Annotated in this window: 29 protein-coding genes; 11 read left to right on the top strand and 18 right to left on the bottom strand. The window is 59.1% G+C overall.

Annotation, left to right across the window (positions count from 1 at the left end):
- Window positions 1–2: 2 nt before the first annotated feature.
- The 3 genes from EKH80_RS17555 to EKH80_RS17565 form a co-directional block, all read right to left on the bottom strand.
- Complete coding sequence (locus EKH80_RS17555; RefSeq protein ID WP_126686086.1) at window positions 3–221, bottom strand: PspC domain-containing protein; 219 nt, start codon at window positions 219–221, stop codon at window positions 3–5.
- A gap of 189 nt (window positions 222–410) precedes the next feature.
- The gene (locus EKH80_RS17560) at window positions 411–629 is read right to left on the bottom strand and encodes a c-type cytochrome (protein ID WP_126686087.1); all 219 of its coding nucleotides are present in this window, start codon (window positions 627–629) and stop codon (window positions 411–413) included.
- Window positions 548–766 carry a hypothetical protein gene (locus EKH80_RS17565; RefSeq protein ID WP_126686088.1) on the bottom strand — a complete coding sequence of 73 codons (219 nt, stop codon included), beginning with the start codon at window positions 764–766 and terminating at the stop codon, window positions 548–550. The genes EKH80_RS17560 and EKH80_RS17565 overlap by 82 nt, the downstream gene beginning before the upstream one ends.
- Window positions 767–854: 88 nt before the next feature.
- On the opposite strand from EKH80_RS17565, the gene EKH80_RS23865 reads away from it, so the two are divergent.
- Window positions 855–1,019 carry a hypothetical protein gene (locus tag EKH80_RS23865; RefSeq protein ID WP_158628874.1) on the top strand — a complete coding sequence of 55 codons (165 nt, stop codon included), beginning with the start codon at window positions 855–857 and terminating at the stop codon, window positions 1,017–1,019.
- A gap of 138 nt (window positions 1,020–1,157) precedes the next feature.
- On the opposite strand, the gene EKH80_RS17570 is transcribed toward EKH80_RS23865, so the two are convergent.
- The 4 genes from EKH80_RS17570 to EKH80_RS17585 form a co-directional block, all read right to left on the bottom strand.
- Window positions 1,158–1,604: a GlcG/HbpS family heme-binding protein gene (locus EKH80_RS17570; RefSeq protein WP_230473775.1), complete on the bottom strand. Its 447-nt coding sequence runs from the start codon at window positions 1,602–1,604 to the stop codon at window positions 1,158–1,160.
- Window positions 1,605–1,749: 145 nt separating this feature from the next.
- Window positions 1,750–3,351 (bottom strand): MFS transporter, encoded by a 1,602-nt coding sequence (locus EKH80_RS17575; protein WP_196240404.1) that lies wholly within the window; start codon window positions 3,349–3,351, stop codon window positions 1,750–1,752.
- Window positions 3,352–3,861: 510 nt separating this feature from the next.
- The gene (locus EKH80_RS17580) at window positions 3,862–5,253 is read right to left on the bottom strand and encodes an ATP-binding protein (protein WP_126686116.1); all 1,392 of its coding nucleotides are present in this window, start codon (window positions 5,251–5,253) and stop codon (window positions 3,862–3,864) included.
- Entirely contained in the window at window positions 5,253–5,918 is a 666-nt protein-coding gene (locus tag EKH80_RS17585; RefSeq protein ID WP_126686089.1) for a response regulator, read from the bottom strand. The genes EKH80_RS17580 and EKH80_RS17585 overlap by 1 nt, the downstream gene beginning before the upstream one ends.
- Before the next feature lie 144 nt (window positions 5,919–6,062).
- On the opposite strand from EKH80_RS17585, the gene EKH80_RS17590 reads away from it, so the two are divergent.
- A complete protein-coding gene (locus EKH80_RS17590; RefSeq protein WP_126686090.1) occupies window positions 6,063–7,034 on the top strand; it encodes a quinone oxidoreductase family protein in 972 nt (323 codons plus the stop codon).
- A gap of 48 nt (window positions 7,035–7,082) precedes the next feature.
- Here the strand turns inward: EKH80_RS17590 and EKH80_RS17595 are convergent, their stop codons facing one another.
- Complete coding sequence (locus EKH80_RS17595) at window positions 7,083–7,457, bottom strand: 2-hydroxyacyl-CoA dehydratase (RefSeq protein WP_329955491.1); 375 nt, start codon at window positions 7,455–7,457, stop codon at window positions 7,083–7,085.
- A gap of 300 nt (window positions 7,458–7,757) precedes the next feature.
- Here EKH80_RS17595 and EKH80_RS17600 point away from each other — a divergent pair, with 300 nt between their 5' ends.
- The gene (locus EKH80_RS17600) at window positions 7,758–9,419 is read left to right on the top strand and encodes an MASE1 domain-containing protein (protein ID WP_126686091.1); all 1,662 of its coding nucleotides are present in this window, start codon (window positions 7,758–7,760) and stop codon (window positions 9,417–9,419) included.
- Window positions 9,420–9,514: 95 nt separating this feature from the next.
- Here the strand turns inward: EKH80_RS17600 and EKH80_RS17605 are convergent, their stop codons facing one another.
- Window positions 9,515–9,997, bottom strand: a complete 483-nt coding sequence (locus EKH80_RS17605) for a hypothetical protein (RefSeq protein WP_196240405.1) — start codon at window positions 9,995–9,997, stop codon at window positions 9,515–9,517.
- Window positions 9,998–10,328: 331 nt separating this feature from the next.
- On the opposite strand from EKH80_RS17605, the gene EKH80_RS17610 reads away from it, so the two are divergent.
- Window positions 10,329–10,748 carry an H-NS histone family protein gene (locus tag EKH80_RS17610; RefSeq protein ID WP_126686092.1) on the top strand — a complete coding sequence of 140 codons (420 nt, stop codon included), beginning with the start codon at window positions 10,329–10,331 and terminating at the stop codon, window positions 10,746–10,748.
- 245 nt (window positions 10,749–10,993) lie between these two features.
- Here the strand turns inward: EKH80_RS17610 and EKH80_RS17615 are convergent, their stop codons facing one another.
- Window positions 10,994–11,335 (bottom strand): DHCW motif cupin fold protein, encoded by a 342-nt coding sequence (locus EKH80_RS17615; protein WP_126686093.1) that lies wholly within the window; start codon window positions 11,333–11,335, stop codon window positions 10,994–10,996.
- A 184-nt stretch (window positions 11,336–11,519) separates the two neighbouring features.
- Between EKH80_RS17615 and EKH80_RS17620 the strand changes: the two genes are divergently transcribed.
- From EKH80_RS17620 to EKH80_RS17640, 5 genes are all read left to right on the top strand, one after another.
- Complete coding sequence (locus EKH80_RS17620; protein WP_126686094.1) at window positions 11,520–12,005, top strand: GNAT family N-acetyltransferase; 486 nt, start codon at window positions 11,520–11,522, stop codon at window positions 12,003–12,005.
- Between the two features lie 546 nt (window positions 12,006–12,551).
- The gene (locus EKH80_RS17625; RefSeq protein ID WP_126686095.1) at window positions 12,552–13,811 is read left to right on the top strand and encodes a hypothetical protein; all 1,260 of its coding nucleotides are present in this window, start codon (window positions 12,552–12,554) and stop codon (window positions 13,809–13,811) included.
- A gap of 12 nt (window positions 13,812–13,823) precedes the next feature.
- The gene (locus tag EKH80_RS17630) at window positions 13,824–14,318 is read left to right on the top strand and encodes a hypothetical protein (RefSeq protein ID WP_126686096.1); all 495 of its coding nucleotides are present in this window, start codon (window positions 13,824–13,826) and stop codon (window positions 14,316–14,318) included.
- An 11-nt stretch (window positions 14,319–14,329) separates the two neighbouring features.
- Entirely contained in the window at window positions 14,330–16,345 is a 2,016-nt protein-coding gene (locus EKH80_RS17635; RefSeq protein ID WP_126686097.1) for a GMC family oxidoreductase, read from the top strand.
- A 391-nt stretch (window positions 16,346–16,736) separates the two neighbouring features.
- Entirely contained in the window at window positions 16,737–17,342 is a 606-nt protein-coding gene (locus EKH80_RS17640; RefSeq protein WP_126686098.1) for a DUF2278 family protein, read from the top strand.
- A 119-nt stretch (window positions 17,343–17,461) separates the two neighbouring features.
- On the opposite strand, the gene EKH80_RS17645 is transcribed toward EKH80_RS17640, so the two are convergent.
- The 7 genes from EKH80_RS17645 to EKH80_RS17675 all read right to left on the bottom strand — a co-directional run bounded on the left by EKH80_RS17645 (window position 17,462) and on the right by EKH80_RS17675 (window position 23,076).
- On the bottom strand, window positions 17,462–18,541 hold the full coding sequence (locus EKH80_RS17645) for a hypothetical protein (RefSeq protein WP_126686099.1): 1,080 nt from the start codon (window positions 18,539–18,541) through the stop codon (window positions 17,462–17,464).
- A gap of 157 nt (window positions 18,542–18,698) precedes the next feature.
- The gene (locus EKH80_RS17650; RefSeq protein ID WP_126686100.1) at window positions 18,699–18,962 is read right to left on the bottom strand and encodes a hypothetical protein; all 264 of its coding nucleotides are present in this window, start codon (window positions 18,960–18,962) and stop codon (window positions 18,699–18,701) included.
- An 81-nt stretch (window positions 18,963–19,043) separates the two neighbouring features.
- Window positions 19,044–19,430, bottom strand: a complete 387-nt coding sequence (locus EKH80_RS17655) for an SseB family protein (RefSeq protein ID WP_126686101.1) — start codon at window positions 19,428–19,430, stop codon at window positions 19,044–19,046.
- Between the two features lie 12 nt (window positions 19,431–19,442).
- A complete protein-coding gene (locus EKH80_RS17660; protein WP_126686102.1) occupies window positions 19,443–20,702 on the bottom strand; it encodes a DUF6861 domain-containing protein in 1,260 nt (419 codons plus the stop codon).
- Between the two features lie 218 nt (window positions 20,703–20,920).
- The gene (locus EKH80_RS17665; protein ID WP_230473776.1) at window positions 20,921–22,159 is read right to left on the bottom strand and encodes a hypothetical protein; all 1,239 of its coding nucleotides are present in this window, start codon (window positions 22,157–22,159) and stop codon (window positions 20,921–20,923) included.
- Between the two features lie 141 nt (window positions 22,160–22,300).
- Window positions 22,301–22,738 (bottom strand): arsenate reductase ArsC, encoded by a 438-nt coding sequence (locus EKH80_RS17670; RefSeq protein ID WP_230473778.1) that lies wholly within the window; start codon window positions 22,736–22,738, stop codon window positions 22,301–22,303.
- Window positions 22,738–23,076 carry an ArsR/SmtB family transcription factor gene (locus EKH80_RS17675; RefSeq protein WP_126686104.1) on the bottom strand — a complete coding sequence of 113 codons (339 nt, stop codon included), beginning with the start codon at window positions 23,074–23,076 and terminating at the stop codon, window positions 22,738–22,740. Before EKH80_RS17675 ends, EKH80_RS17670 begins: the two co-directional genes overlap by 1 nt.
- Before the next feature lie 507 nt (window positions 23,077–23,583).
- Between EKH80_RS17675 and EKH80_RS17680 the strand changes: the two genes are divergently transcribed.
- Entirely contained in the window at window positions 23,584–24,042 is a 459-nt protein-coding gene (locus EKH80_RS17680) for a hypothetical protein (RefSeq protein WP_230473780.1), read from the top strand.
- A gap of 22 nt (window positions 24,043–24,064) precedes the next feature.
- Here EKH80_RS17680 and EKH80_RS17685 read toward each other — a convergent pair whose 3' ends face one another.
- Complete coding sequence (locus tag EKH80_RS17685) at window positions 24,065–25,663, bottom strand: MASE1 domain-containing protein (protein WP_126686105.1); 1,599 nt, start codon at window positions 25,661–25,663, stop codon at window positions 24,065–24,067.
- A 703-nt stretch (window positions 25,664–26,366) separates the two neighbouring features.
- Between EKH80_RS17685 and EKH80_RS17690 the strand changes: the two genes are divergently transcribed.
- The gene (locus EKH80_RS17690) at window positions 26,367–26,687 is read left to right on the top strand and encodes a hypothetical protein (protein ID WP_126686106.1); all 321 of its coding nucleotides are present in this window, start codon (window positions 26,367–26,369) and stop codon (window positions 26,685–26,687) included.
- Window positions 26,688–26,972 lie beyond the last annotated feature (285 nt).

Below are 26,972 nucleotides of genomic sequence, written 5' to 3' on the forward strand. Positions count from 1 at the left end.
ACCTAGGCTGTGACGGTGTCGTAGTCGAGCGGCTCTTCCGGCCATTGCGGCACGACCAGCCATAGCACCAGGTAGATCAATCCGCCGATACCTGCACCCAGGAACAACAGCAGCCACAGCGCCCGGATCAGCCAGGTCGGTGCACCTAGCGCATAGGCGAGGCCGGCGCATACGCCGCCTAGCCAGGCGGCCTTCTTTACTCGTTTGAATGGGCGATCCATGGGGCGTACTCCCTACCAAAGCGGCGAATTTCATCCTACGCCGAAGGAGGTGGCTTGCCAGTGCGGGAAGTCCTGGCCACCGGCGGCGACGTCCACAAGCCGCACGTCAAGGCCGTAACCGCATAGGTACCGTAATCGGACGGCCCCGCGGGGCGCTGCACGATGCGAAATATCAGCTAGCCAAATGCATCAGCTAGCCGGCTTCACCGACAAAAACGCCGCGGCCGCGCGTATCTGCGCTTCGGTCAGCTTCGACGCCACCTCAGTCATGGAAGCTGGCTTCGGCGTGCCCGCCTTGGCCCTAGCCTGGAATTCGTGCAGGCGATTCACGACAAACACCGCAGGTTCACCGGCGATGCTGGGGAAGCGCTGGCCGTTGCCTGTTCCATTTTCTGCATGGCATGAAATGCAATCACGGACTCTACCAGTTCATGCGCGGCAGGCCGGTCCCACTGCCCCGCCACCAGCCTCGGAAAGTGGCGCAGGTTGAGCGTGGGACGCGAACCCAAGGCGGCGGGATTCGTCAAGGCTTGCTCCAGCGTCACGATGCCTCGCGCAATCCGCTGCCCGGCTGGCTGCCGTTGCTGCCTGCGCCAAAGCGGCTTCCCGCTATCAGTGAAGCGGAACCGGGCTATGGGCGGCAAACGTGCGGGTCTGGAAAATCGGGCCCTGCCGCTTATCGTGTGTGATCTCGAATTTCAGCTTTTCCATCGCATAAAAGGAATCCTGATTAGCCCCGAACCTCAGCAAAGCCAGCTTTTTTTGATCGCCGTACCAACGAAAGCTGGGATCCAGTGACTTCAAGTGCCTGAAAGACGCTGGATCCCAGCTTTCGCTGGGATGACAGCGACGTGTAGCTGAGGTTCGAGGCTAATCGGAAAAGAATCCACTACATCATCTGGGATCGGGATAAAAACCAATTCCGCAATCGAGGGATTAGAGGCGCAATGCGGCAATACCGGCTTTGGCAATTTGCGCATCTTCCGGCGATTCCACGCCGGCGACTCCCACCGCGCCGATGCATTGTCCTTGGACCATTATAGGTACGCCACCTTCGAGCAAGCCATCTAGCTCGGGCGCGCGCAGGAGGGAAAGAAAACCGTCTTTAATCATGTCACTGTAGATCTTGGTCTCGCAACGACCCAAAGCGGCTGTTTTGGCTTTGGCGGGCGCGATATGCGCTAAAGCCGGCGCTCCGCCATCCAAACGCTGCAACCACAACAAATGACCGCCATCATCGACAATAGCAATGGCGACTACCCAATGGTTACTTTTGGCTTCAGCTTCGGCGGCTGCGGCAATTTCCTTCACATCGTCGAGTGTCAAATAAGATTTCGATTGCATGAGTATTCCTTGATTAATTGAAAAACCTTCCTGATTCATTCGGAAGTTCAGCTGGCATCGCAGCAGCTGCGACGCCAGCGAGCGACGCTGAAGGCCACACACCTATGTGGAGGTCACGATCGTGGCGATGAACACGGTTCAGATTTGTAGCGAATTTTAGTCCATTCGCCACCGCACCTTCCCATCAATTTGCTTTCCCCACACACGGTGCTTTCCCCACACAAGGGAGTATTTGCCGTTCGGCATCGGATTCAGTAGTGGTAGTTATAGCAGTTGTGACAGCCGTACGGCCGAGAAATGCGAACACGGCCAACGCCGCGATAATCGTGATGGCAATCATGATATAGAGCAAATCCCGAAACGCATCGGCATAGCTTTGGCTTAAAACGGCGCGGCTAATTTCCGGCAGCAGCTGAGCTGCACGTCCTAAATCACCGGCTGCGACGCGTTCAGCCGTGATCGTGATGCGCGCAGATGTCGCTGAGTCTGCATTCGGTAGCATGCCCTGGAGTGTCGATTGCGACAACAACACCAGGATCGCGCTGACGAACGCGATCGCAACGCCTTCGCTCGCCACCCGCATGGTATTGAAGATGCCCGCCGCCATGCCAGCGCGTTCCTTCGGCACGACGCTGACCGATAGACCGTCCATCAGGCCCCAAGGCATGCCGGCACCGATTCCAATCAACAGCATCGGCATCACCACAGCGTGACCCGATGAGCCGATATCGACCCGGCTTAACAGGGCGAGGCCGGCCGCGGCGATCAGCAAGCCTACCCCGGAGAGGATGCCCGCTGACACCCAGCGGGTCAACGTTGCCACCAAAGACGGAACCGCGAGCATGGGGGTCGACAGAGACAACAACAGCAAGCCCGCGCCGATTTCACTGTGCCCCTCGATGCCGATGAAGCGCAACGGTAGCAAGACCAGTAGGACAACGAAGCAGCAAGAGGTAGCGATCGGCAGAATCTGCACGCCGACGAAACGAGGATAGCGAAACAGCGATACATCCAACATCGGACGAGCGAGCCGGGTTTCGATCACAATGAAGGCTGCGAGCAGAACAGCGGCGCCCACGAGCAATGCGATGACCAACACGCTTGTCCAACCGCTCGCGGGGGCTTGAACCACGCCAAAAGTAAAAAGGCTCAGTGCGCCGGTGAAAGCAATCGTGCCTGGCCAGTCCAGACCAGCCGCTTGCGGGTCACGCGATTCGCGCATACGGGGCGCGCCAAGCAACAATGCCAAGACCGCGATAACTGCAGTGGAGACGAAAATGAAACGCCAACCAAAGGTCTCGGTCAAAAAACCTGCCGAGAGTGGTCCAAACGCCAAGCCAATGCCAAAAGCCGTTCCCAGCATGCTGTACGCTCGGGTGCGCGCAGGCCCCTCGAACTCTTGGGCGAGCAATGCCGCACCGCCGGCCAATGTAGCCGCACCAGCGAGGCCCTGCACGGCACGTAACAAGTCCAGAATCAAAATGGACGGGGCGAAACCCAATGCCAACGAGATCACGGCAAAAAGCGCCACGCCGCTCGTAAATATCCTCTTTCGCCCGAACTCATCAGCCAGTGCACCCGAAGCCATTTGGAAGACGCCGAAAGTGAGCATGAAGGCATTGGTGATCCAGTTCAGCGCAACCGGACTGCCACCCAGATCGCGACCGATGGCAGGCGTAGCGACTGCACCGCCTGAAAAACTCACGGGTAAAATGATGCCCGCGAGGCACACGGCGGCGAGGATCAGAATTTTATCTTTCTCGAATTTTATATCCATGTTGTTCATCATTATTCCATTGTCGAAATAAGGGACTATCGGTGTCGATGCCTCGCACAGCTTGGCTGTTGAGTCAATGGAGACCAGTGCAATCCGGGGGAGAGATTTGGAGAATCCCTGCGCCCAACCGCATGCAATCGCCGCCGCATTGTAGACGCCTGATTCGTTCCGAAGTTCAGCTCGTTGCATCAATGGGCGCGTATCGCAAACGAGCATCGGACCAGGGTTTGCAGCGTGCAGCGGACAGCAGCAGCCGTGGCACAAGCACGGTGAGGTCGAAACGCCGCAAACAACATTGGCTAGCCCTTGGGGATGAAGGTGGCCGCCTTGCAGTATTGTGGGAACAGCCCAGGCTGGGAATTTGATTTTCCCTATCGCGTAGATCAGCGAGGACTATGGAGGCTTTACGGACAACCGCAGCGTGCATCATGCGTAGGCTGGGATGACAATGCCAGCATTGCGTGAGCTGCAACATGGCAACGCTGGGTTTTTCAACCCAGCCTACGCCGCAAGCAGATCTCAGGAGGCCTGGTCCGGAATCGCCACGCGCACCCGTAGCCCACGCCCGGATGGAGCATCGAGCAATTCAATGGTCGCATCGTGCAATTGCGCCGCGCGCTGCACGATGGAAAGGCCAAGCCCATAACCATCGCCGCCGCTCGCTTCGCGATGGAAGCGCGCAAATACGCTGGCGCGCCGTTCCGGTGGAATGCCCGGGCCGTTGTCGATCACCTCGATCACGGTAGCGCCTTGTGTACGCTGCATGATGAGCTGCACTTGCCCGCCCAGTGGCACGTGGTGCATCGCGTTTTCGATCAGGTTGCGCAGCAAGGCGGCCAGCGCGGCTTCGTAGCCATGCACCTTCAGGCTGTCGTCGTGCGCGGCAAAATCGAATTCTACGCCACTCTCGCCAAGCAGCGGGGCGAGCTCGTCGATCACGTTCATCGCCACCACGATCAGGTCGATCTGGCCGCGCTGACCCGCCGCTGCGCCCGCTTCCAGCCGCGCCAAGGCCAACAATTGCTCGATCTTCCTGGCCAGGCGCGCGAGGCCGTATTGCGCGCTGGTCAATGCAGCGTGCGCGTCCGGCGGCAAGGGTGCGGCCATGGCGCTGTCCAGGTGGATCATGGTGGACGCGAGAGGCGTACGCAGTTCGTGCGCCACATCCGCGCTGAAACGGCGCTCGCGCTCCAAGGCATCTTCCAAGCGCTCCAGCTGCGTGTTCAGGGCATCCACCACGGGCTGCAACTCCTTAGGCGCATTGTTCAGTCGAATCGGCTGCCGGCTGCCCGGCGCGCGCGATGCCAGGGCCTGCCGCAAACGTTCCAGCGGGCGCAAGCCGCGTTGCACTGCCCATCCCACCAACAACGCCAGCAGGGGCAAGCCGACGAATTGCGGTAAACCAAGATCCAGCCCGAGGGCGCGCGTAATATCACGCCGGCTGTCGTCGCGCTCGCCGACGCGAATCACCACGTTGTTCACGTCATCGACCAGGGTGAAGACGCGCCAGCCGAATCCCTCCAGGAAATGGGTTTCGAAGCCGGAAACAGGCGTAGGCTGCAATGGCAGTTGCGCCAGGTTGGAGGTGGTAAGACGCATGCGGTTGTGCATGTCGAATACCTGATAGCCCACTTCCGCTTCGTAGGTGCGCGTGTGCATGAGCTGTTCTTCGGCCTGGCGGCCAAGAATCGGCACTACCAGCAAACCTTGCTCGGGCTTGCGCAACGCATCCAGCCCGGAGTGGCGAATCAGTACGTCCAGCGTGCGTGCCGATTGGGCCAGGCGCCCATCCAGCAGCTCTCGTGTTTCCTTCAAGGCGCGGTGATAGCTGTACAGGCCTATCGGCAACAGCACAGCGACCAACACGGCGATGATCATCCAGCGCAGCCTGCCGCGCAGACTCAGCCGCATCACGTCGGATCCCTGGGAATCATGTAGCCCACGCCGCGGATGGTGCGGATCGCATCGAAGCTCAGCTTGCGCCGCAAGGCGTGGATCTGCACCTCCAGTGCGCTGCTGCCTACGGCGTTATCCAGGCCGTACAGGGAATTTTCCAGGTGCTCGCGGCGCACGATCCGCCCGGCACGCTCCATCAGAATGCGTAACAGGGAGAACTCGCGCCGGGTCAGTTCCACGCGCTTGCCACGGTATTCCGCCTCGCAGGTGCCGATATCCAGGCTGATCACGCCCACGTCGATGCGATTGGCAGCAAGCCCCTGCGCCCGGCGCGTCAGCGAGCGGATGCGCGCGCTGAGTTCCTCCAGGTGGAAGGGCTTGACCAGATAGTCGTCCGCGCCGGCATCGAGGCCGCGCACGCGCGCTTCCAGGCCATCGCGCGCCGTCATCACGATCACCGGCGTATTGACCTGCGAGCGGCGCGCCTCGGCCAGCACGTCCAGCCCGTCCTTGGTGGGCAGGCCCAAGTCGAGCAAGACCAGGTCCGCGGTCTGGTCGCGCATGGCAGCCAGCGCTTCGCGCCCGTCGCGCAACCAGGTCACCGCGTAGGAAAGCCGTTCCAGCGCCTGCCGGATGGCTTCGCCCAGTTGCAGGTCGTCTTCGACCAGGATGATGTGCATGCCGCGGTTTACCTTCGTCCCACTTGGCTGGAGGTATTGTCTAGCTTGATCATTTTGCGCAGATTAGCTTAGGACGGTCTTACCGGCGCCGACCGCAAAGATAGCCTGATTTCCGCTCGCCCTCCGCCAGCGAAGGAGACCTGCATGAAGGCACTTCGAATCACCCGTCACGGCCCCCCCGATGTGCTCCAGTACGTCGATGTCGCGACGCCCGATCCGGCTGCGGACAGCGCGCTGGTGCGCATACATGGCGCGTCGGTGAATCCGAGCGACGTGAAGAATGTCTCCGGCCATTTTTCCGCAACCACACTGCCGCGTATTCCCGGCCGCGATTTCAGCGGCGTGGTGGAACAAGGTCCGCGGGAATGGCGCGGCGTGGAAGTGTGGGGCACGGGCGGCGACATCGGCTCGGTGCGCGACGGCACGCATGCGGAATTCATCAAACTGCCGGTCGGCGCGCTGGTGCGCAAGCCGGCCGGCCTCGATCACGCCCAGGCATCGGCCATCGGCGTCAATTTCGTGGTGGCGTGGCTGGGCGTGGTGGATTACGTGCAGTTGCGCGAAGGCGAAACCATCGCCGTGATCGGCGCCAATGGCGGGGTCGGCGGCGCGGTCATCCAGATCGCCAAATCGCTGGGCTGCCGCATCATCGGCATCGACCGGCATCCCATCGACGCCAGCTCGCCGGCTGGAAAGCGTATACATGCCTTTGTGCCGTTCGACGAGCATGCCGTTGCCCGCGTACGCAGCCTTGATGGCCTCGCCAATGGGGTGGACGTGGTGTTCGACAGTGTCGGCGGGATCGCTTTCGAAACGGCGCTGGGCTTGGCCAGGCGCCGCGGCCGGGTGGTGCAGATCAGCGCTACCGGCCGGCGCCGGGTGGAATTGGACCTGATCGACTTCTATCACAACGAAACCCAGCTGCTCGGCGCCGACAGCGCCAAGCTGGGCGTCGTGGAATCGGCCCGGCTTATGCAAGCCGTGGCACGGGAGTTCGACAACGGCAAGTTCGATCCGCCAGTGATAGCCCATCGTTATGCGCTGGCCCAGGGGCGGGAGGCCTACGAGGCGGTGGCCCAGGGTACGCCCGGGCGGGTCGTGATCGTGCCCTGCTAGGGCAGCTTGTTACCGGGAGGGCCAGCCTGTCCCCGTTTTTTAGCGGTTTTAGCCGGCACTCGAGGCGCCACCATTCTTCGGCTTCCGCCCGCGCCGAGGCTTGGCCTCGGCCTGCTGCACAATCAGGCTCTGCAGGTAGGCGATCCCTTCTTCCTCCGGGAAAAAGGACACTACGTCTGCCACGGTCAGATTGTGACGCGCCTTCAGCGCCAGGAATTCTTGCTTCGCCCGTTCCATGGCATTGAGGGCGGCCTGTTTGGCGGTCTGTTTTTTTTCTTTGGGTGCGGGGGCACGTTGTTCGATCTCCTTATCAAGGGCAGCAAGTTCTTCCTGGAAGCGGCGGAAGGCGTCTTTCGGGAGGGTCATGGCAACAAAGTGGGTTACAGGGCTAGTGATTATCTCATAGGCACGTAGGCCTTCCATCGGCTTTCCCTGCTTTTTGCATACGCCGTTGGCCTACAGCGAACTGCCGGGAAAGCGGGGTAATCAGGCCAGGCCACGACGGAGGACGGGCCGGTTCCCTGCCCGCTCTTCACGTTTCAACTCAGCCTGCCGCCTATGATGCCGGCAAGCGCCGGCCTTGCCTCGAACCGTCAAAAACGACCTTGGGAACTACGCAGCGGCGCAGATGGCACGGTCTAAGCTTTACTTATCCTGCACCATCGGATGTCGTATCACAACGGACGGTAGGGGCACGCTTATCCAAAGCTCAGGGGTGCGCCGATGATGAACTCGATCGCGGAAAACAAGTGGCTGCGACAGCTGGCGGTCTTCGTCGTCTACGGAATCGTTTACACCCTGCTGAGGCCCTATTCGGTCGCCGTCTGGCACATCATCAGCGGCCTGCGGCTGGGTTGTCTGCTGCTGTTGCCCTACCGCTATTGGCCGGCCCTCGCGTTGGGCGAGCTAGGTCCCGACGTCTACTACGCCTCGCCCGAGCAGGCACCTTTCGGCCTGGCCTGGCAGATCGGCAATTCGATTCCCGCCATCCTGCTTGCCATGCCTATCGTGGCGTGGTGCAAGCGCCGGCTGGGGCTGTTCCCATCCAAGTACCTGATCAGGGCCAAGGCGCTGCTCATTTGCATCACGCTGTCGGCGGCGGTCTGGACGGCGGTCACGGTGCTCCTGCTGCTCGTCGTGGTGCAGCCCTCCGGAACCCCCCATCCTTACCAGTTTCAGAGCATTCAGGCCGTGCAGCTGTTCCTGGGACGCTACGCAGGCATTCTCAGCGTGCTGCCGATCGCGTTGGCGCTCAAGCTGCAAAAGCCTCGGCCATGGCGCTCTCGCATCTTCGGATGGATCAGCAACCCGCTGCTGCAAGAATCCGTCGTGTTGCTGCTACCGTCACTGGCCGTGCTTTATTGGCTCAATCTGCATGCTCCCGCTGACATCAAGCCGGTGATACGCATGGCGATGCTGCTCCCCGCGGCGTGGCTCACCATGAAACATGGCTGGCGCGCCGCAACCGTCGGCACTACGGCGGCGATCATCTGCATTCTGTTGAACATGGACTCGCGCATCGGCGACCTGGATGTGATCGGGGCACAAGCCTTCATCGCATTCTCGGTCACCTGCCTGCTGGCGCTTGGCGTTCGCGTCAGCATGCAGAACGCCGTGGAAGAACAGGAACGCATCGATGCAAAGGCGGCCATGAAGCTTGCACAACAAGGTTTGTACCTGTGCGAGCTGCGCATGCGGCAGGCATCGGAGACGCTCGAAAAGGTCGCCGGCGGCTTGCAATTGACGCAAACGCGGCTACTCAATCGTTTCAAGCATATGATTCCGCCGACGGAAGGCCAGAGCTACTACAAGCAAATGGCAACCACGCAGAGCCAGGTCTACCAGCTGGTGGAATCCATGCACCCGACGGCCTGGCGCGAACGCGGCCTGCCAGCTGCCTTGCGCGAAACGATCGGGCGCGCACTGGATGAAGCCGGCATCGTCTACCGCTTCGAATTGAAAGGCCGCGGCCTGAGCCAGCTATCGCCCGGCGTACACGCGGCTATTTATCGCCTGGCCTGTGAAGCGGTGGTATTTGTGCTTGCCCAATATGCCCAGTCGACCATCACCATCTCGCTACGCGGCGGCCTCACCCATGGCCAGCGTTGGGCCGTGCTGCGTGTCGAAGGCAATGCCGATCGCGCGGGAAACATTCTGGCCGCGCAAAAGAAGCATGAAAGCCAATACCTTGCGGTCAAATTGGGCACCAACAGCCTTAGCGCGATCGCGATGCGCGACTACGCCCGCCTGTACAACGGCGAGTTGCACACTTTTGCCCAAGAGAATGCGTACCGCATGACTGCCTTGTTGCACGATGCAAACCACCGCATCCATGAGCCGCGTGCGGCGACTCCTGCTGCCTCGCCGGAACTGTATATCCGTTGAGTGCCCCCTAGGGTTGCCAGATGAGGCACTTAATTGCCTGATCTGCGGTGGGCCTTCCCTGGCCCACTGAAATCCTGAACTTGTTCAAATTTTCCCTAGCCGCCGGGGCCGCTGACGGCGCCGCTGCAGTTGGCTGGATTCGTGCAGATCGCAGGCGTTATAACCGGCTTAGTGGCCACATTGATCTGCACCGCTCCGGTGCTGGTCGGGCTAGCAGTGACGAGCGTACTGCTATCGCTATAAACCGCTTCCGCGGCAGCGGATTGAGCAAAGCTGGTTCGCGTAGTCACATATTGGGCATCTGCCCCTACCGGCAGTACCAGCACCACATTGTCCGCAAGGGCCACTGCCCCAAGCACCGTGCCGTTTAAATTGTTGACCTGGATATAGCGGATACCTTCGCGGACGAACACATACACATGGTAATGCGGGCTTACGCTGACATCCGTGGCATTGGGCCACGATTGCCCAAGACCGGTGGCGGGCGCCTGAGCGAAAGCCGAGGCGGACAACAACGCCGCGAACAATGCAGTCACAACGCCGGTGCGCGTAGCAAAACCGAATGGCTTGCGGAACATAAAAACCCCCTTTTTCATTCAGAATTCAGCTGTAGTTACCTGGTCGAATCCAGCACCAGGAAACGTGCTAGACGTGCAAATGAAGCTTTATTGCTGCACGCCTTATCTTGGGTTATAGGCGCAAGGAGCACCCATAATGGAGAACCCGTTCTCCTTTTCAATATGACACACTCGAGCGTTTTTCTAAATCGATAAAAGTACTGGACGCCTCGGTTTGCCTATGGATAAGCAAATTACCGGCAGACCTTCCGAGTTAAAAAGATTGCAAAATTCGTTCATATTTACTAATTTTATAGTTGGGACCACCCATAAAACACTATAAGGACCACTCATGGCCATAGACCTGAAAACCCTTTCACCGAAAGAACTCGTGTCGCTCATTGCCAATGCGGAAGCACAAATGCATGAAGCCAAAAGCAGTCAGATCCACGATATCCGCAAGAAAATCGATACCCTGCTCAGCAACGCCGGCCTGACCCTGGCCGATGTGTATCCCACCCGCGGCGGCGGCCGCGCCGCCAAGAAGGCCGGCAAGCGGTCGGTGGTCGCTCCCAAGTACCGCAACCCTGAAGATCCCTCGCAAACCTGGACCGGCCGCGGCAAGCAGCCACTGTGGTTCGCAGCGGCAGTGAAGAAGCGCGGCGTGACCAAGGAAAGTCTGCTGATCGACGGAGCTGTCGCCAAGAAAAAGGCGGGATCCGCAAAGAAAGCTGCGAAGAAGGCGACGCGTCGCCGGGTGAAGCGTCGTTGATGGCTGGCTTGGTCTGAAGTCCTTCTTCCTTTTGGGAGGGAGACCAAGGATGATGACCAAGCAGTTGGACAAGCAAAGCAAAGGGCGCGGATCCTCCGCGCCTTTTTATTTTGCCCGCCCCGCTCTGACGCCAGTCCATTTGCTCGCCATAGGCGTCCAGCTCGCACCCTTTTCCCAAAGAACAGGAGCAGCGTTTTCCGCGTACGCGTGATGTGGAGACGACAACAAGCGGCCTCAACCCCAGCTCAGTCGACAATAAAGAGCTTGGCACCCGTTTTGGTACGGGACTGATGCGGCTCTGCGTTGTCGCCCACCTGATAGCTCATGCCCGCAGTCAAAACAAATTTCCGCCCATCTTCGAGCGTCGTTTCCAGTTCGCCTTCCATGCAGAAAAGTACATGTCCCTTTTGGCACCAATGATCCGCCAGGTAACCAGGGGAATACTCCACCATCCGCACCCGAATTTGATTCGGCTTTTCACCAAATAACCGTGTGCGCCAATAAGCCATGCCCGTTTCTCCCGGGTGAGCTGTCCTTTCAACTTCCGCCCAGGATGTGGTGCCGAACGCAAACGCGTCCATTTTCATGCTTTTTCCTCCGCTTGACGATTGGCTCTCGAACATGAGTATGATTTGTCATCATACTCGACGAATCATTTATTCAGGCGCCCCTTTCGATAACCCAAGCCGCCCCCTTTTTTGGCGATCCACCGAGGGATACAAAGCCTCGGCTCTTCATTCCATGTGCATCTGCGCGGCATAAGGAGGGACCATGATCCTGATCGAGACCAAGGTGAACGGCATGAATATCACCGCCAATATCCGCGAGCACAGCAAGATCGCCCAACCGCAAACCATTTCGGGTCGCGATGGCTCCTTTGCCCGGTTAAAAGGGATTGGCGCTGCGTCAGGCACCCTGGACGGCGAAAACCTGCACGTGCTTCGGGTCGATGTTGATGAAGCCTATCAGGGCCGCGGATTCGGACTGGCTCTTCTGCAGGCCCTCTTGCAGAAAGCGCTCCAGCATGGGGTCAGCATCGATGGAACGGCATTCCTGATCGCGGACGAGCAGGAAACGGCAGGGCTACAGGTCTATTACGCAAAAATGGGTTTCGAGGACGATCCCGACTATGGCGCTACCGACCACAAGCAACAGCATCCAATGAAGGCGAAAGTCTCCGTCGCCATCACGAATATCCAGAATTGGAGAGCCACGCGTTACTCGAGGGATCCAGCACATATAGTCTCTTTTTCCTGAGACGAGTGTTGGGAAGATTTCGATAGTCGCCTAGGCTGGGATGCCTATCCCAACCTACGTCCCGCGGCGAACCTGTCCCCATAAACGCATCGTCTCAACACCGAGAGGTAACGTGATGGAAGGCTTGGGCTTGTTGGCAAGCCAGCGACTCGTTTGAGCATGCGACGGGAATGCATGCGATTGGATTGTGTTCACGCATCTTTGACGGGCACCAGCCTTTACTTCGGCACAGCGCAGCAGTGCGCCTGCCGGAACAGGGGAAAACGTGCAGTGATATCGGGGTCTTCGCCGCCCGTCGGCCGCTATTTTTCGAGGCAAGCCTTGCTCGGCCTCTGACTACTTCGCACGCATCGCCCCAGCACCGGCTGACACCACGGCTGGCGCCTCCCCTATTGCTGCCAGGGGAGGTCTCGCGGTTTTTTTGACCAACCTTGCACAAGGACGATAGCGATGACCATCGAACCCCTCTGCTCTGCCGCCCAACGGAAATACATCGCCCGGGCCCTTCTCTGCAGTCTCTCGTTTTTTTCGTGCGCGCAGGCACTCATGGCTCAGGACAAGCCTGCCATCGCGCCACCGCCCCTGCCGGTGTTGACACCTCAAATTCCGCTGGAAATCAGCGTTACGGGATCCAAGCCTACTCTTGCGTCCCTGCAATACGACTTCGACGTGTTTTCCTGGCAGTCGTTCATTGCGCTCAACTGGCCGGCCAACTCCGATGGCACGCCCAATACGAATCTCACCATCGGCCAAGCGCCGAATGACCCGGTGGTCTGGCAGAGTTACCGCGAAAGCCGCAGCATTTTTCTTGCGGGAGGCGCCACTCCCGCGCCTTGGGGCGAAGACACGCCGCCTCCTCCGGTCTGCAGGAATATCGACGCCGGGCACCTGCCGCCTGGAACGCTACGCCTGACCCAGGTCGGCAAGACACCCAACGTGCTCGATGAAAGTGGCGAGCCGTTCAAGACCGGTCCCCTGATCGACCAAAACGGTCAGTACACGCGCTTTTCCATCATGACCAACCAGTCGATGTTCAACTACATCGTCACCAACAAGCTTTACTCCAAGGCGGGCCAACAGGCATTCAACGCGGATGCCAACTTCCCGTCCAGCAATGCGACCTCCCAACAGCTTGGCTCGATCATGATCAAGACGGCATGGGTGAAGATGGGCGGAAAATACGACCCGGCGAAGTTCTACACCACGTACGCCCTGGTGTATGACAACCCCGAGGAAGAACCGGGTGTAAAACCCTCCTGCGTGCTCGAACAAGTCGGCCTGGTCGGCTTCCATATCGGGCACAAGACCCAGGATGAGCCTCAATGGGTATGGTCCACCTTCGAACACGTGGACAACGTGCCGACCAAGGGACACGCGTCAACGCTGGCGGCCTATAACTTCTTTGATCCGCATTGCAAGAATTGCAAGGTGAACGACCCGCCGCCGCGTCCCTGGAATCCCGGTAATCGATATACCAAACCCAGCCAGGTGGAACGCATCATTCCCATCACCGCAGAGGCGCAACAGCTCAACGAGTCCTACCACCAGGCCTTGGCGGCCGCGGTCCCGGATTCGGTCTGGTTGAATTACGAGCTGGTCAGCACGCAATGGCCGACTGACGCAAAAAGCAAAACCGATCCTACCGGAGTCCCGGCACCGTCCTTCCTCGCCAACGCAACCCTGGAAAGCTATATCCAAGGTCAGGTCAAGCAGACCTCCAGCAGTTGCATGGCCTGCCACAACAACGCTGCCAGCACGACGGGAAACCCCTCGGACTTTACCTATCTGCTTCAACGCGCCCAGTAAAGGAGAACAGCCATGAGCAGCGAGATGGACAATTTCATCGGTCTCAGTGCCGTGCTGACGGGTTTCAGCCATAACTTGCTGGCACCGCCCCTGGATCCGGTCGACATCAAAGCCGAGTACCTGCCGTTCTTCAAGCGGAAGATTGCGCAGGAAAGCGGCGATCCGAACCTGGCCGGCCAGATCTTCCAGAAGTATTCGGCGCTTCATGCCCAAGGTCTCACGCCGCAGCAAATCGGCGCCGCCATGCTGGACCCCAGCAACGGGGAAGACTTCGTGCTGGCATGCCGCAAGTTGATTTTCATGTGGTATTCGGGCGCGTGGCCGACCCTCATTCCCGCCGCGGGGTCGACACCGGCCAGCACGGTGAGCGACATGATTTCCGCCAAGAGCTATACCGCGAGCCTCGTCTGGCAGGTCATGCAATCCCATCCCATGGGTGATTCGAATTACCGCTATGGGTATTGGGCCAAGGCCCCTGCCCCGCTCAGCGACTACACCGGCAACTGAGGAGATCACTCATGACTACGAAAGCTTATGATCTGGTGATCGTCGGTTCCGGCATCTCCGGCGCCATCATTGCTTATCAGTTGGGCAAGCAAGGCAAGAAGGTGCTGATACTGGAAGCCGGCCAGGAAGTGCCGGTAGACCGCAGCGGCTACATGCAGACCTTCTACAAGGCCAACGCCAAGACACCGGAGTCGCCTTATCCGCCGACCACGCAAAATCCCCAAGCGTCCACGCCGGAGAACCCGCTGGGCTTGCCCAATCCGGCGCTGGAAAACGTGCCGCGCTATACGGTGTTGCAAATCAATGCCTGGCGTAAGCCGGACCAGTGCTATTTCACTTACCCACCGCAGCCACCTGGCCTGACGGGGGACAGCCAGGAAGCATTGTTCGCCTTCGCCAGTTCTTACGAGCGCATCGGCGGCGGCACTACCTGGCACTGGCTGGGCACCAGCCTGAGACTGTTCCCCAACGATTTCGAGCTGAAGACCCAGTACGGCCAGGGCGTAGATTGGCCCGGCGGCAAGAAGTTCTATCAGGCGCTGGTGCCTTACTACGAAAAGGCAACCAACGAAATCGGCGTGGCCGGCGACAAAGTGGCTCTGGATAAGCTCTACAAGCAATTCGGCGTAGAGCCCTCCGGCAGCTACGGCCCCAACTACAACTACCCCATGCCGCCCATCGTCGACTCCATGGTGGACGCGGCATTCGGCCAGGTCACTTCGTTGACCGTCGATGGCAACCCTGTCTATACCACGCCTACACCACAAGGACGCAACTCCCTGCCGGGCGACCGGCGCCAGTGCGCCGGCAACACCAATTGCATTCCGATCTGCCCGATCCAGGCCAAGTACGACGCCACCGTCACGCTTGCCAATGCACTGCAAACCGGCAATGTCGACATCCGTTACCGCTGTGTTGCCAGCAACATCCGGGTGGACGACACGACCCGTCAAGTCACCGGCATCGACTACATCAGCTATGACGATCACCTTGGGCCGCCGACCGGCCACGGCACCGCCGTGGGCACCAAGTACCTGCTTGCAGCACACGCCATCGAGACGCCCAAGCTCTTGTTGATGTCGAACAAGACCAAGGGCTTCCCCAACGGCGTGGCCAACTCCAGCGGCCAGGTCGGTCGCAATTTGATGGACCACATCATGTACCTGGCGTGGGGATTGGCCAAAGACCCCGTCTATTCCTACCGCGGTCCGTTGGCAACGTCGGGATTTGAATCGCTGCGCGACGGAGCGTTTCGCAGCAAGCGATCTGCCTATCGTATTGAAATTGGCAATGAGGGCTGGCAGTGGGCGGCCAATGACCCTTACACGACCCTGGCGGATTTTGTATTTGGCCAGAACAACAGCCAGCTCAACGGCAACTCGGTCAACCAACACGGACAGCCCCTGCGCTTCGACCCCACCCTGCCCGCCAACAGCCAGCTTTTTGGCGCACAGCTGGTGAACACCCTCAACGGCATCTACATCCGGCAAATCCGTCTGGGCTATCTCATCGAACAGTTGCCCGATCCGGACAACCGGGTGCAGCTCTCCGCGGAAAAAGACCATTTGGGGCTTTACCGTCCTCAAGTGACCTATCGACTGCGCAGCAACTATGAGCGCGACGCCTTTGTGTCGGCCAAGCAAGTCTCGACGGAGATCTTCAACGCCATGGGCGCCACGGAATACACGCAGGCACCGCCGCCGCCCAGGCTATATGGAACACCAGACCAGGTGACCGCCACCAACTTCCAGTACCGAGGCCAGAATTTCAAGTTCTACGGCGCGGGTCATATCGTGGGCACCTATCGCATGGGCGACAGCAAAACCAACTCCGTGCTCAACTCCCGCCAGCAGTCCTGGGACCACAGCAACCTTTACATGGTTGGCAGCGGCGTGTTCCCAACGGTGGCCACCGGCAATCCCACCCTGACCATCGCTGCCCTCGCGTTGCAGGCGGCCGACAACATCCTCGAGGATCTGAACAAGACCAGTACCGAGACCGAGGAAGCTTTGGCCGATGCCTCCTGACCAGATGGCGATGATTCCCTGCATTCACGGTCAGCGCTGCATGCCAGCAGTACGAAATCCAGTTCCTTCCCCTGCTTGCACCTGACTAGCGCTGTGTCTCAGCTAGCGAGCATCTGCTCCCTCCCCTACGTGTAGTAGGGGAGGGAGCTGCGTGTCGCGCAGCGGAGACATTGCGCCAATCAGGTGCTTGCAAGGGAAGCTCAGGGTGGGCTGGCGCGCGCGCCCGCTCTTGACTGACATCGCCCTGAAACAACGATTGATTCGAATAGAAGCGAAGGCCAGATCGACTTCCCCTGCCTCCATCGAGGCAAAACCAAAACTGGACTTTCAACACGAAATCGCTGATGCGCCATAAGCGGTTGGACAAACCTTTTCCATCAGGAGCAAGAAAATGTTTTTTCACCACGACCACACGCACACCAGCAACATCCGTTCCAAATTCCGATCCGGAAAATCGCCAGAACTCTATGCTGCCGTAGTAGGCACCATCGTGCAGGACTCGGAAAAGCCGATCACCGGCCGCAGTGGAGACCATTTGCAGTTCTATCTGGATATCGGCAACGGCACGCGCTACCAAGTGGATGTCAACACACAGTCCCTCGATGGGTCGCAAGTCGATGTCTACATTGCCGACCAGGACCTGGGCGATAGCGACCCTGAGTCTTCCGATCCTTTCGGCCCTCCTGCCTACGGGGTCTTCCCGAACTCACAGTTGAGCTACAAGGCCGTGGGCTTAAGCGACAGCGACTTCGCCCCAGTGACTTATTTCCGGCTTGACGGCCAACTCAAGGCAGCCCTGAGCACGGCCACCTTCGTCAGCGTCTATGGGATGACTTTTGAAGACGGCGATGCCGTAAGAGGCATCCACGAAACGCATTTCAACCCAGGCAAGGCGAACCAGGACGGCGCCGTGGTCGTGTACTGGACAGACTCAGGCACGGGAAAACTCAAGCGTACCTGGTTCTTCTTCAAGTTCGAAAACCAGCACATGGGTTAATCGACCCCAAGAGGGGCTATCCTGAAATTCTCCCTCGTCTTTTTTGCTCGTCATCCCAGCTTTCGCTGGGATGACCGCAAGGAAGCACCCTGATCAAAAAGGGCAACCCTTCCTGATGTCTATTTTACAAAAGGATAGTCGCCACGAGCCGCTGCTCGCTTGCCGCCCTTGCCGACTGCCATGGTAAAGCCGTCATCGCCGGTCAAACTCGTCGGTGCACGGCTGCATAGCATCATCGGCAGAATTTGCGCGCAATTGGCGCACGAAGCATAGGTTACGCCATGCCGGTGATAGCCGTCGGTTGGCCCTACCCACATTTCGGTCATCGACCAGGACACGTAACGGTTGAATTTTCCTGAGCGCTTTTGCGCCTGGGTGTCAAGTACGTTGTGCAACGCGTAGGACACCAGCTTGGGTGCAGCGCACTCGAATAATTTGGCAGGCGTGCGGTCGACCACTTCCCGTAATCGCACACCGTCAATTTTTGCCCCACCGGCGGTGATCCTGAGCGCTGCACCTTTAACCATCCGAACCGGAACCGCCGGAGCAATCACGGGCGAAGAATCGCTGGAGGAAGCGCTATTGGACGGAACGCTGGATGAGGATGATGAACCGCTATGCAAGCCCGCATTGACCGACTTGCCTCGCACGACGGCCTCAAAACCACTTGGAATGTCACCCGATGTCGTGACGAGCAACTGATTGTCGACCTCGAGCACACCGAGCATGAAACCGCGACTGCCCCCCTTCCCCGTCTTTAGCACCTTGCCCTGCATGCAAAGTTCCGCAATGCGCGCGCAAGTGCTTTGGGTGATCCAGCTCACCCCCAACGGCAATAGGTGCGTGTCCTTGTTGCTGCAAGTGATGCATTGATCATCCTCGCCATAGGATCCCAAGAAAGGAGTCTCCAGATCCACCGACCGAGGGGGCTCGCCAGACGCCAGTGTCGGGCCGCTGGGAGGACTCAATTCAATACTGCCGATGGAAGGCGAAGCACTGGCCGGTCGCATCGACATGGTGGTCGCGACATGGACCTTCGTCGTGGCGCTTGCCGATGCCGGCAGCCTATGCGACGTCAAAAAATCATGCTCAGGCAACATCATGTTGCCGCAGTCACACTTCGCGTTATAGATTTCTGTTGGCTGGACTTGCTTGGCGGCCCTGCAACTGGCATCCGCACATACAACGGTAACAGGCATACTCCATTCCCCATGATGAGAAAATCCAACTCCCCCTACCCATCTTGCCATATCGGATTTGCGAACGGCAGCAAGATTGGCAATGGGCACCGACTCCCGTGACCCTAAGATCTGCAGCAACCAGGCAAGCCTAGGCCGCCTTTATTTTTGAGCGCGACTACACTGGGCTGCCGCGCAGCCTCCCTGGCTTCACCATCAATCTCGAATCGTTCTGCCTGGCGCGGCTTTTTGCTGCTATCTCTTTCAGCTGATCCAGATTGGCTGGGCACGCTTCGTATTGATCAAGATCGATTTCGTAGTGCTCCTCGTACTCGACATAAGGATTCGCCACCGGGATGGAGAGATAATACTTACCGGTGGTTTCCTCAAAGCCTAGGGAAAAGCGCTCTTCCCGAAACACATGTCGGTCGACGTATTTCACGCTTCAGCCTCTCAAGCTCGCACCAAACCGGTGGTGATTCGCTGATATGGCTCGGCCCGGCCGTCGGCCATCCTCATGATTCTAAGGCTGCGAAGAATGGGCACTCAGCAGCAACCTGGCTTTTTCCTTGTCCAGGCCAACCCAGTCTTTACTACGGCTCTGGATAATCAATCCATCTGCCTGGGGCATCTTGACCAGCATTTCCAGTGCTTTTTCCCAGACGATGCCCCCGTAGGGCTTCTTGAGATTGACGTTGTCGCGTGAAGTAAAGAAAAGCACGGCGCTCAATCCGGGGCCGGCCGTGACCAGCGGCGTTGAAACCGGTGCCGATTTGGCACCGGCTTGCTCGGTGCTTACATTGAAGAACAGCTCCGCGCCTTCGAGCGCAGCAAACAGCCGGTCATAGTCTTCCATGGCATTGCTTGCGGCTGCCAAAGACACCAATTCATCCACTTTGCGGATATCCATAAAGCGCTCTCTTCACTCATCGTACAACGTAGTGTACTGCTGCGTAGATTTATCAAATATGCCATCGCGGCTGAAACGAAGGTTGCCTCCAGCCGCGTCGGGATTGTACGTGCAGGCAGCCCAGCAGACTTTGCCCATGCCAGGCTGCAATAGCTCGCTAAGATTGGTGGGCTCGGTGACCGTGACGGGGTTACCCATTATGTTCAGGCCGTTGGGTGCACTCAGCGTGTAGTTGGGAACTACACTGCCTGGGCCATAGGTGCGCTGGAACACGTTCGAAACGTCCTGCCCCGTCTCTATGGCGTTGCCCAGGTCATCGGTAATAGTCGCGCCATGTGCGGAATAAAACGTCACCTGGGTGCCGTCCGGGACGACAACCGTTCGATTTTGGGGATAGTAAGCGCCATGTCCGCTAAACACGGTTACCTTGCCGGCCTTGGGCGCTCCCGCTACGGCCTTTGGGTCGCCCCCTCCCTGGCCTGCCGCGCGTGGTGCGTTGCTTGACTGACGCGACTGACGGCTCGGCAGCTCTTCCTGCTCAGGCAGCCGTCGCGCCTTGGGCTGCAGCGCAGGGTGATTCTTCAGGATTTCCTTGTTCTTCTCCAGCCAGTCCGCCACCTTCGGTCCCAGGCGCCTACTGCCACGAACGGCTTTCAAGAGCAGCGCCTCCTCGCTTCCACCCTTGGTGAGGTAGAACAGCAGCGCGATCAACATGCCCACGACCATCAACACGTGGCCGTCGGCAAAGCGGTGAGCGGCCAGCTTTTCGCTGGCCGCGGGATTCATTGCCGGGCGGCCATCACGCTCCTGCGTGTCGGATCCCCATGCGGCACGGAAGCCGTCGACGTAGCACGCCATGGCCTGGGGAATCGTTTCGGTCAGCCCTTTGGCCACCATCTCCAGGCCGAGGAACGTCAGCACCCAGCCGCCGAGCTGTGCGCCCGCCGCCATGCCAATGGCTGCGCCAGGTACCGCGCCAATGCCACCGGCCAACGCTCCCGCCCCCGCGCCGATAGCCGTGCCGAGGACGACGGTGCCGCCGTAATAGAGCGCGATGTCGTGCAGCGCCGAGTACAGGATCTCCCAAATCATGGACATGTCGATGCCTTCCAACTTCAAGACAATCGCACGCCAGGCGATAGTGCGTGAGTCCGCAAGCGCGGAACGCAGCCTTTCAACGCGGCTTTTATAGCCGTAGATGGTCCTGGAGAGTTGCTGCTCCGCCCACGTCATCCTGGATTCGAGGTGATCCTCGATCCGGTGCAGCGCCAACCACCATTGATGCGTCGTTTCGGACATCCCTTCCCCGCTCTCCCTGTAAAACGCGCTCCTCTCACAAGGAGAAGGCCCATTCCCTAGCCAATGTTCCCATTGGCGCGCACCTTAGCATGTCTTGTCGGCTTTTTTTCAGTCAAGCCTCTTTCTATCGTCGCTTGCCAAGCCTTTCTCAGGCCTTTGCTTCGGGCCGAGATTTAGTAGGTCCCTGCGCACTACGTCACAGATGTGAGCACTGGCGCAAAGCCGCCTCCTGGCGTTCTGAAATTGGTCGTCTGCCCTTGATACAGGCGCGCTGCATACAGCAACGACTTCCCGTGATAGGCGTAGCATCGAACGTCGGTTTTCAGTGGTCCGTTGCCATCACCTGTGTGTCGTTCGCTGGGCGGCACAAGTTCCTGGGCGATATACGCATTTGCGCCAATCTCTTCCCACACGCGCCGAGTCAGTTTTTCGCCGCGATAGCCCGCCTTGCTACCGAAGCCCGCCGCAGGCTTGAAGAACAGTTCGCGCCGCCGACGCCAAAGTTCGTCGCGGTTCTCGGACGTCATCAGGATGGTTGCGGGCACCGCTGACGTGAGGACGTCAATCACTTCAGAGGCAGCGCCGGCGCGACTCAAGAACTCCCGGTTGCCCAGCAGCACGAGATTTCGTTTGTCGGCATATATCGCATGCGCGCGCGGATGCGGTGTAACCACCACCTCGCCGGCCAGGTAACTGGCGCGGATCGCCTCGTGCGCAGAGGCCGCCAAAGGAAAATCGGTCAGTCGGTTGTAGATCATGTCCACCGCCTTGCCATGGACCCGCATGCGGCCGCGCCGATATTCAAGTTCTGCCGGATCGCAGATGGTGACGTCGATGCCGTGTCGAATGAAGAGCTCGCGAAACAGCAGGAACTCGGGATAGAGATACTGGGCCTCGGGGACTTCATCGACGATAGCGATCGAGTGGAGCGGCCGGTCACCCATCTGACTGGTCCATTCCTGCCGCATGACCTCAAGAATCTGTTGCTCCGCCTTTGCCATGTCGGTAGGTGTGGTAACAACTTCAGGCATGCACGAGCGCAGAGCCTGCCCGACAAGTGCGTTCAGCAGGGCACCACCGGGATTGGTGTTGATCTCGATGAGCCGAGGACCTTCCGGCGTGATGTGAAAGTCCAGCCCCAGCATGCCACCGAGCGTTCCAGGGTCGAATCGTGCGATCTCGGGCGCCCACGTCAACACCGCAGCCTGGTAGTCCGGCAAGGCCACCGCGGCTTGCACTGCGGCGACAACCCGGTCCAGTTTCGTCAAATGATCGCGGGATACATACACGGGCAATGCCGCAAACAGATTCGGATGCGAATCCGTGAAAGTGCTGGATAAACCATGGGCGCCAACGGCAGCTGCCAGCGCCTCGTGCATCGCCTCGGGGGCCACTGCTACGCAGTGGCAATCCCGATTGAGTGCGTCCATGGAGCGCGGGCTCGCGCACATGGCATCGCAGGCACGAAGCAGTGGAGATGGCGGATCGAGGATCATAGTGGTCAGAAGATGAGGCTAGTCTCGCTCTACGTTGCTGCACCTTACGTAAGGGGTTGGATGCGATGCGTCACCTTACAGCTCCGTCAACAAGGTTTTGACCCGCAAAGCAATGTCGTCGCGCACGGCGCGGTAGCCGGCATCATCCATGTGCTTGGGATCCGGCAGCCCCCAGTCTTCTCGCCGCTTGGCCGGTACCCATGGGCAGTTGTCACCGCACCCCATGGTAATCACCGCATCGAATTCGCCTGTGATGTCATCCAGCGACTTTGAAGCATGCCTGGTAAGGTCGTAGCCGAGTTCCTGCATGAACCGGATGGCCTTAGGATTGATCGCGCCGGAGGGTTTGGAGCCGGCGCTGAGGGCTTCGACGCCATCGCCACCGTAGATGTGTGCAAAGGCTTCCGCCATCTGGCTGCGGTTGGCGTTTTCGACGCAAACAAAGAGAACGCGCTTCATGGTGGTTATCGGTCGTAAGGATTCATGGGCGATCTGGTGGATGCGCTCGCTCATCAGCATCCTCGACGTGCAGGCTGCGCACAGACAGGTACCGGCGCGCATTGGCCAGCATCGGCACAACAGTTTTCGGTGAGGTAAGCGATCAAGGAGGTCATCCGGTCGAAGTTGGCGGTAACTCGGATGACTCGTCCTTCGCGCTGGTCCTGCACCAGGTCGGCAGCTCGCAATACATTCAAATGTGCCGTCAACGTGGCCGGCGGCACCTCCAACTCGTCGCGCAGTTCGCCAACGGACATGCCATCAGGGCCTGCTTTCACGAGTCGGCGGTACGCCGACAATCGCGTTTCATGACTCAGCGCATTGAGCGCTGCCAAGGCGTTGCCCACTTTCATATTTCCATTATTCCAGAATTATAAAATAATGTCAAAGCGCGCCTTCGCTGCCCGCAAAAAAGACGCCCGTGCGGGCGCCTTTTCGGGTGCGTAGAGAGAATGGGATTGTTCGGCCCATCTATGGGCCGGGCGAAAGCGCGGAAGGTCAGCCTTCGGCTGTCCAAATTTGTTCCTGGCTTGCTGTCCGATCTAGGTGCCAACCTCACATGCAAAGTCGACGATCGCCTACGCCACACACTCGCTGACGCCTGATACGTTGAGCCATTCACCAGCAACGCCAGTTTTCTGCAACGGATTTTCTTCGGACTCTCGCAGCGAAAGGCCTATTGGCCATCGTTCACGCCCAGACTATGGCCCGCGGCCTCCATGATCACCTTCACGCCAGCATCACGCTCTGATGTGCCTGCTGAATCTTGGCAATGCACTCACCAACTTGGGTGAGCCGCAATGCTAGATTGCCCGCTCCATGGAATGAGCATCCACCACCAAAGACAAGGGGATATACGCATGACTATCAAACGCGCAGTGCTGGCGATGGGTTTTATCTGTTTTTCGAGCGCTGCCTTGGCGGGCACACCGGCCACCGGCTTGGGGAGAGCCTCGCCACACGCCCACGATTGGAGCACCGATCCAAACTGGCATGTGTACGTATTCGTTCTCAACGGGATTACCTATCTACAAGTCAACGATGCGCGCAATCGAGTGATTGGCGCAGTTGGCACGACGGGAGGACAATTCATCACCCTGCCGGTGGGAGAATTCGCGCAACAGGTGGGCACACCCCAACAGCCCGCGTCCATGACTTCAGCCATCCCGATGGCATCGCCGACCACAATCTACAATGACGGAAAGACGCAGCTGACCACCACGCCCATGAGCGACGGCACGGTGACCATGCAAGCAGCCTCGACGCAGATGATGTGTGATCCGGTGGACTGCAATATCAAGGGCATCGCTTACCAATGAATGACGCCAACCATCCCCGCGATCAAACGTGGGGATGGTTGGGTTGCAGGAGGGACACGACCAGCCGCTGGCCATCACGCAGCATTCGGTCTCGTACTTGTCCTTCAAACGTTGCCGCCCGGTCATCAATCGCTTTGCGTCCCATGCCACTGCTATGAATCCGTAGCCGCGGCAGCAATCCGTCCCAATCCACTTGCCGCACGCGCGCCGTATGCCCCCGCGTTTCGATCGTGATGACCAACCACGGACGTCCTCGCATACTGCAGCGAACCTTGACTTGGATTTCCGAAACTTCCTTCTTGGAGCACGCTTCCGCGATGGCTTCGGCAACGATGCGATACACGGCCAGATTCATGCTGTGCGGAACGATGCTCAGCGGGCCGCGCAGATCGCACTTGTAGAGGATGCCGGCCTCTTGCAGCATCCGGGCAAGCGCCCCTTGCGTAAGCGTGCCAGGCAGCCCGCGTTCACGCAGCTGCGTCGGGTGAAGGCTATCCGTCAGGCGAATGAGCTGCTCCTGGGTATTTTGTGCCTGCCGGCGGTAACCCGCGTCATCGAGGACAGGTTGCAGGTGCTGCAACCGCCCGAGCATCAGGCTAAAAACACCGTTGAAGGAATCCCTGAGCTGCTCCAGGGCGAGAGCACTGGCCCGTAGCTGAGCCTCGCCAAGTGCTGCATTGCGCTGAGCTAAAGCCAAAGCCATACGCATGTCTATGCGCTCCTGCTGAGCGCGGCCATCCAGCATGGCAATACGAGCGCCGACGAGCAACATGGTGGTGATCGCCATGGCTACCAGCGTCTCGGCCTGAAGCGTTGCGTGATCATTCTGGGCAGGCATCAGCACGACTACGCCCAGACTCGCCAGCGTGCCGCCGGCAGCGGCCCCCGCCCAACCATGCCGCATGGCCAACACGACGACGGGAAGAAACATAGCCATCTGCGACGCCACGCGGGCGTGTTCGTTGTGCAAGCCCAACCAACCAAGAAAGCCCAAGGCGGGAACGACGACAAACGTGCATTCGAGAAACAAACGGCTATCCAGTACGTCGTGCCGCCACTGCCGTCCGTCTCGACGCGCAGCCGTAAAGCTTTGATGCACGACCAGAGCGATGGGAGCAACAGTAAGGGCACCTACGAAATTGCCGAGCACCAATCTTGCGGTGACGTCGCCGTAATGGAGCACATAACCTGGAGGGAGAGGCGTAAGCCGAATTTGCGCGAGCGTAATGACGCTCGCTATTCCCGCCACTATCAACGAACACAGCACCAGGGCCAGCATGTTGACGCCCTGGCGGTTTGGCAAGAGGTTCAAGCGCTCCCGGAACCACCAGACGACCGGAGCCTCCCACGTGAGCGACGGAATCAGGTTCACCAACGCCCACAGCAGCCCATATTGGTCGTAGCAAGTGACACTGACATAAGCCAGGCGAGTTGCCTCACCAACGAGGAGCGCGGGCCAGTATTTGTAGTCCACCAACACCAGCACGGCGAGGTGAAAACCGGTAAGGATGATCCAATGCGGGATCGAGCACTGACGAAAGAGCACAAGCGCCGCGCAGTAAGCCGTCGCGACGCTGACGAACGGAATCCATTGACTGGCCCACTGCTCTCTACGCTGCATCCCCTACCCCTGAGTCCATGACGCGCGTGTGTCTGTTCCAGAAATCACACCGGCATGGGCGTGAACTCCAGGTGAAACCCTCCCCAGGGTTTCGGCTGGGGCATTGTAACGTCCTCTGCTCCAAGGTATCGGTTCGATACGCTGTGCTGCGCGGTTGGTCATGAAGATGGGGCCGTGGCCGGCCCATGCTGTACCTAGGAAGTCAGGGAGTTTTTTTGCGGCTCGGTGGAGTCTATCCAATGGCCGTAACCTTGGATGTAGGCGACGCGATCGGCATCGCGGCGGTCGTCGAGGTCATTGCCTACATCGGCTATATCACAGAAGCGATATGCACTACGTGCAATCGAGTATGCAGCTAATCAGCGGGTGCTCGATGACTGGAGAGAGGCGGGATTGATCGGGCCAACCTTCGGCAGTCCAAATATGTTCCACGCGTTCGAATCGGGTGAGCTTGTCGATCACGGTCAGTCGCTCAACCGTCTAGCGGTCTTTGTTCTGCACTCCCAACCATAACGCACATATCAAGCCGGTGAGCGCCTACATCGCACGCTCACGTCATCTGTTACGTTGGGGGCGTCACCGGCGCCAATCTGCTTGTGGACAACGCAGGTGACCATTGCAGCAATGCAGTGAAAAAAGCGCGGATCGCATGAGGTAGGACTCATACGACCCGCTAACCATCACCAACCTTGGAGCGTTGATCATGGCTACCACACAGCATACGGCACGCGTACGCACATCTGAACCTTTCTGGCTCATCGACGAAAACCAGTTACACCTAGACCCCAAGGATGCCAAGCAACACACGTACCTGATGAGAGTCTCAGGCGTGTCGCTGGCGATGGGCGTGATTCGGAATCTCTTGAGGCACAGCAATGCCCATCGCCGAACGAGGATAGCTGACCAGGTAACCGACGCCACCCTATGGCCATTCAGTCCAACGCAAGTGCAAGGCTTGCGCGCAGCGCTGTACTTCCTCCGCCGGCATAACGATGAAATGCTGAAAGATGAGCGGAACGAATAAGTTGTTAGCGCACAGATGATTCTCTTTGCGGCACATCCGCTGGAGGCTGGTGTGCCGTACCAAGAAATCCGACTCTGGCCCTAACGTTTACCCTAGCGTTTGAACCACTTCGAAACCGCCTTGGGAATCAACTTCTGGTTGATATTGCACGCTCAATCTCCGATGCCCGGCGAAAAGCGTCGGAACCGCTGTAATGACCCAGCGGTTTCTGCACAGGTCAGGCCGCTAAAGCATAGGCCTCGTCGGGTGTTTTCATGCCGAGCGCCTGGTGAGGGCGCCGATGGT

It is taken from the genome of Dyella choica, from assembly GCF_003977665.1.
In the GTDB taxonomy this organism is placed as follows: Bacteria; Pseudomonadota; Gammaproteobacteria; order Xanthomonadales; family Rhodanobacteraceae; genus Dyella_B; species Dyella_B choica.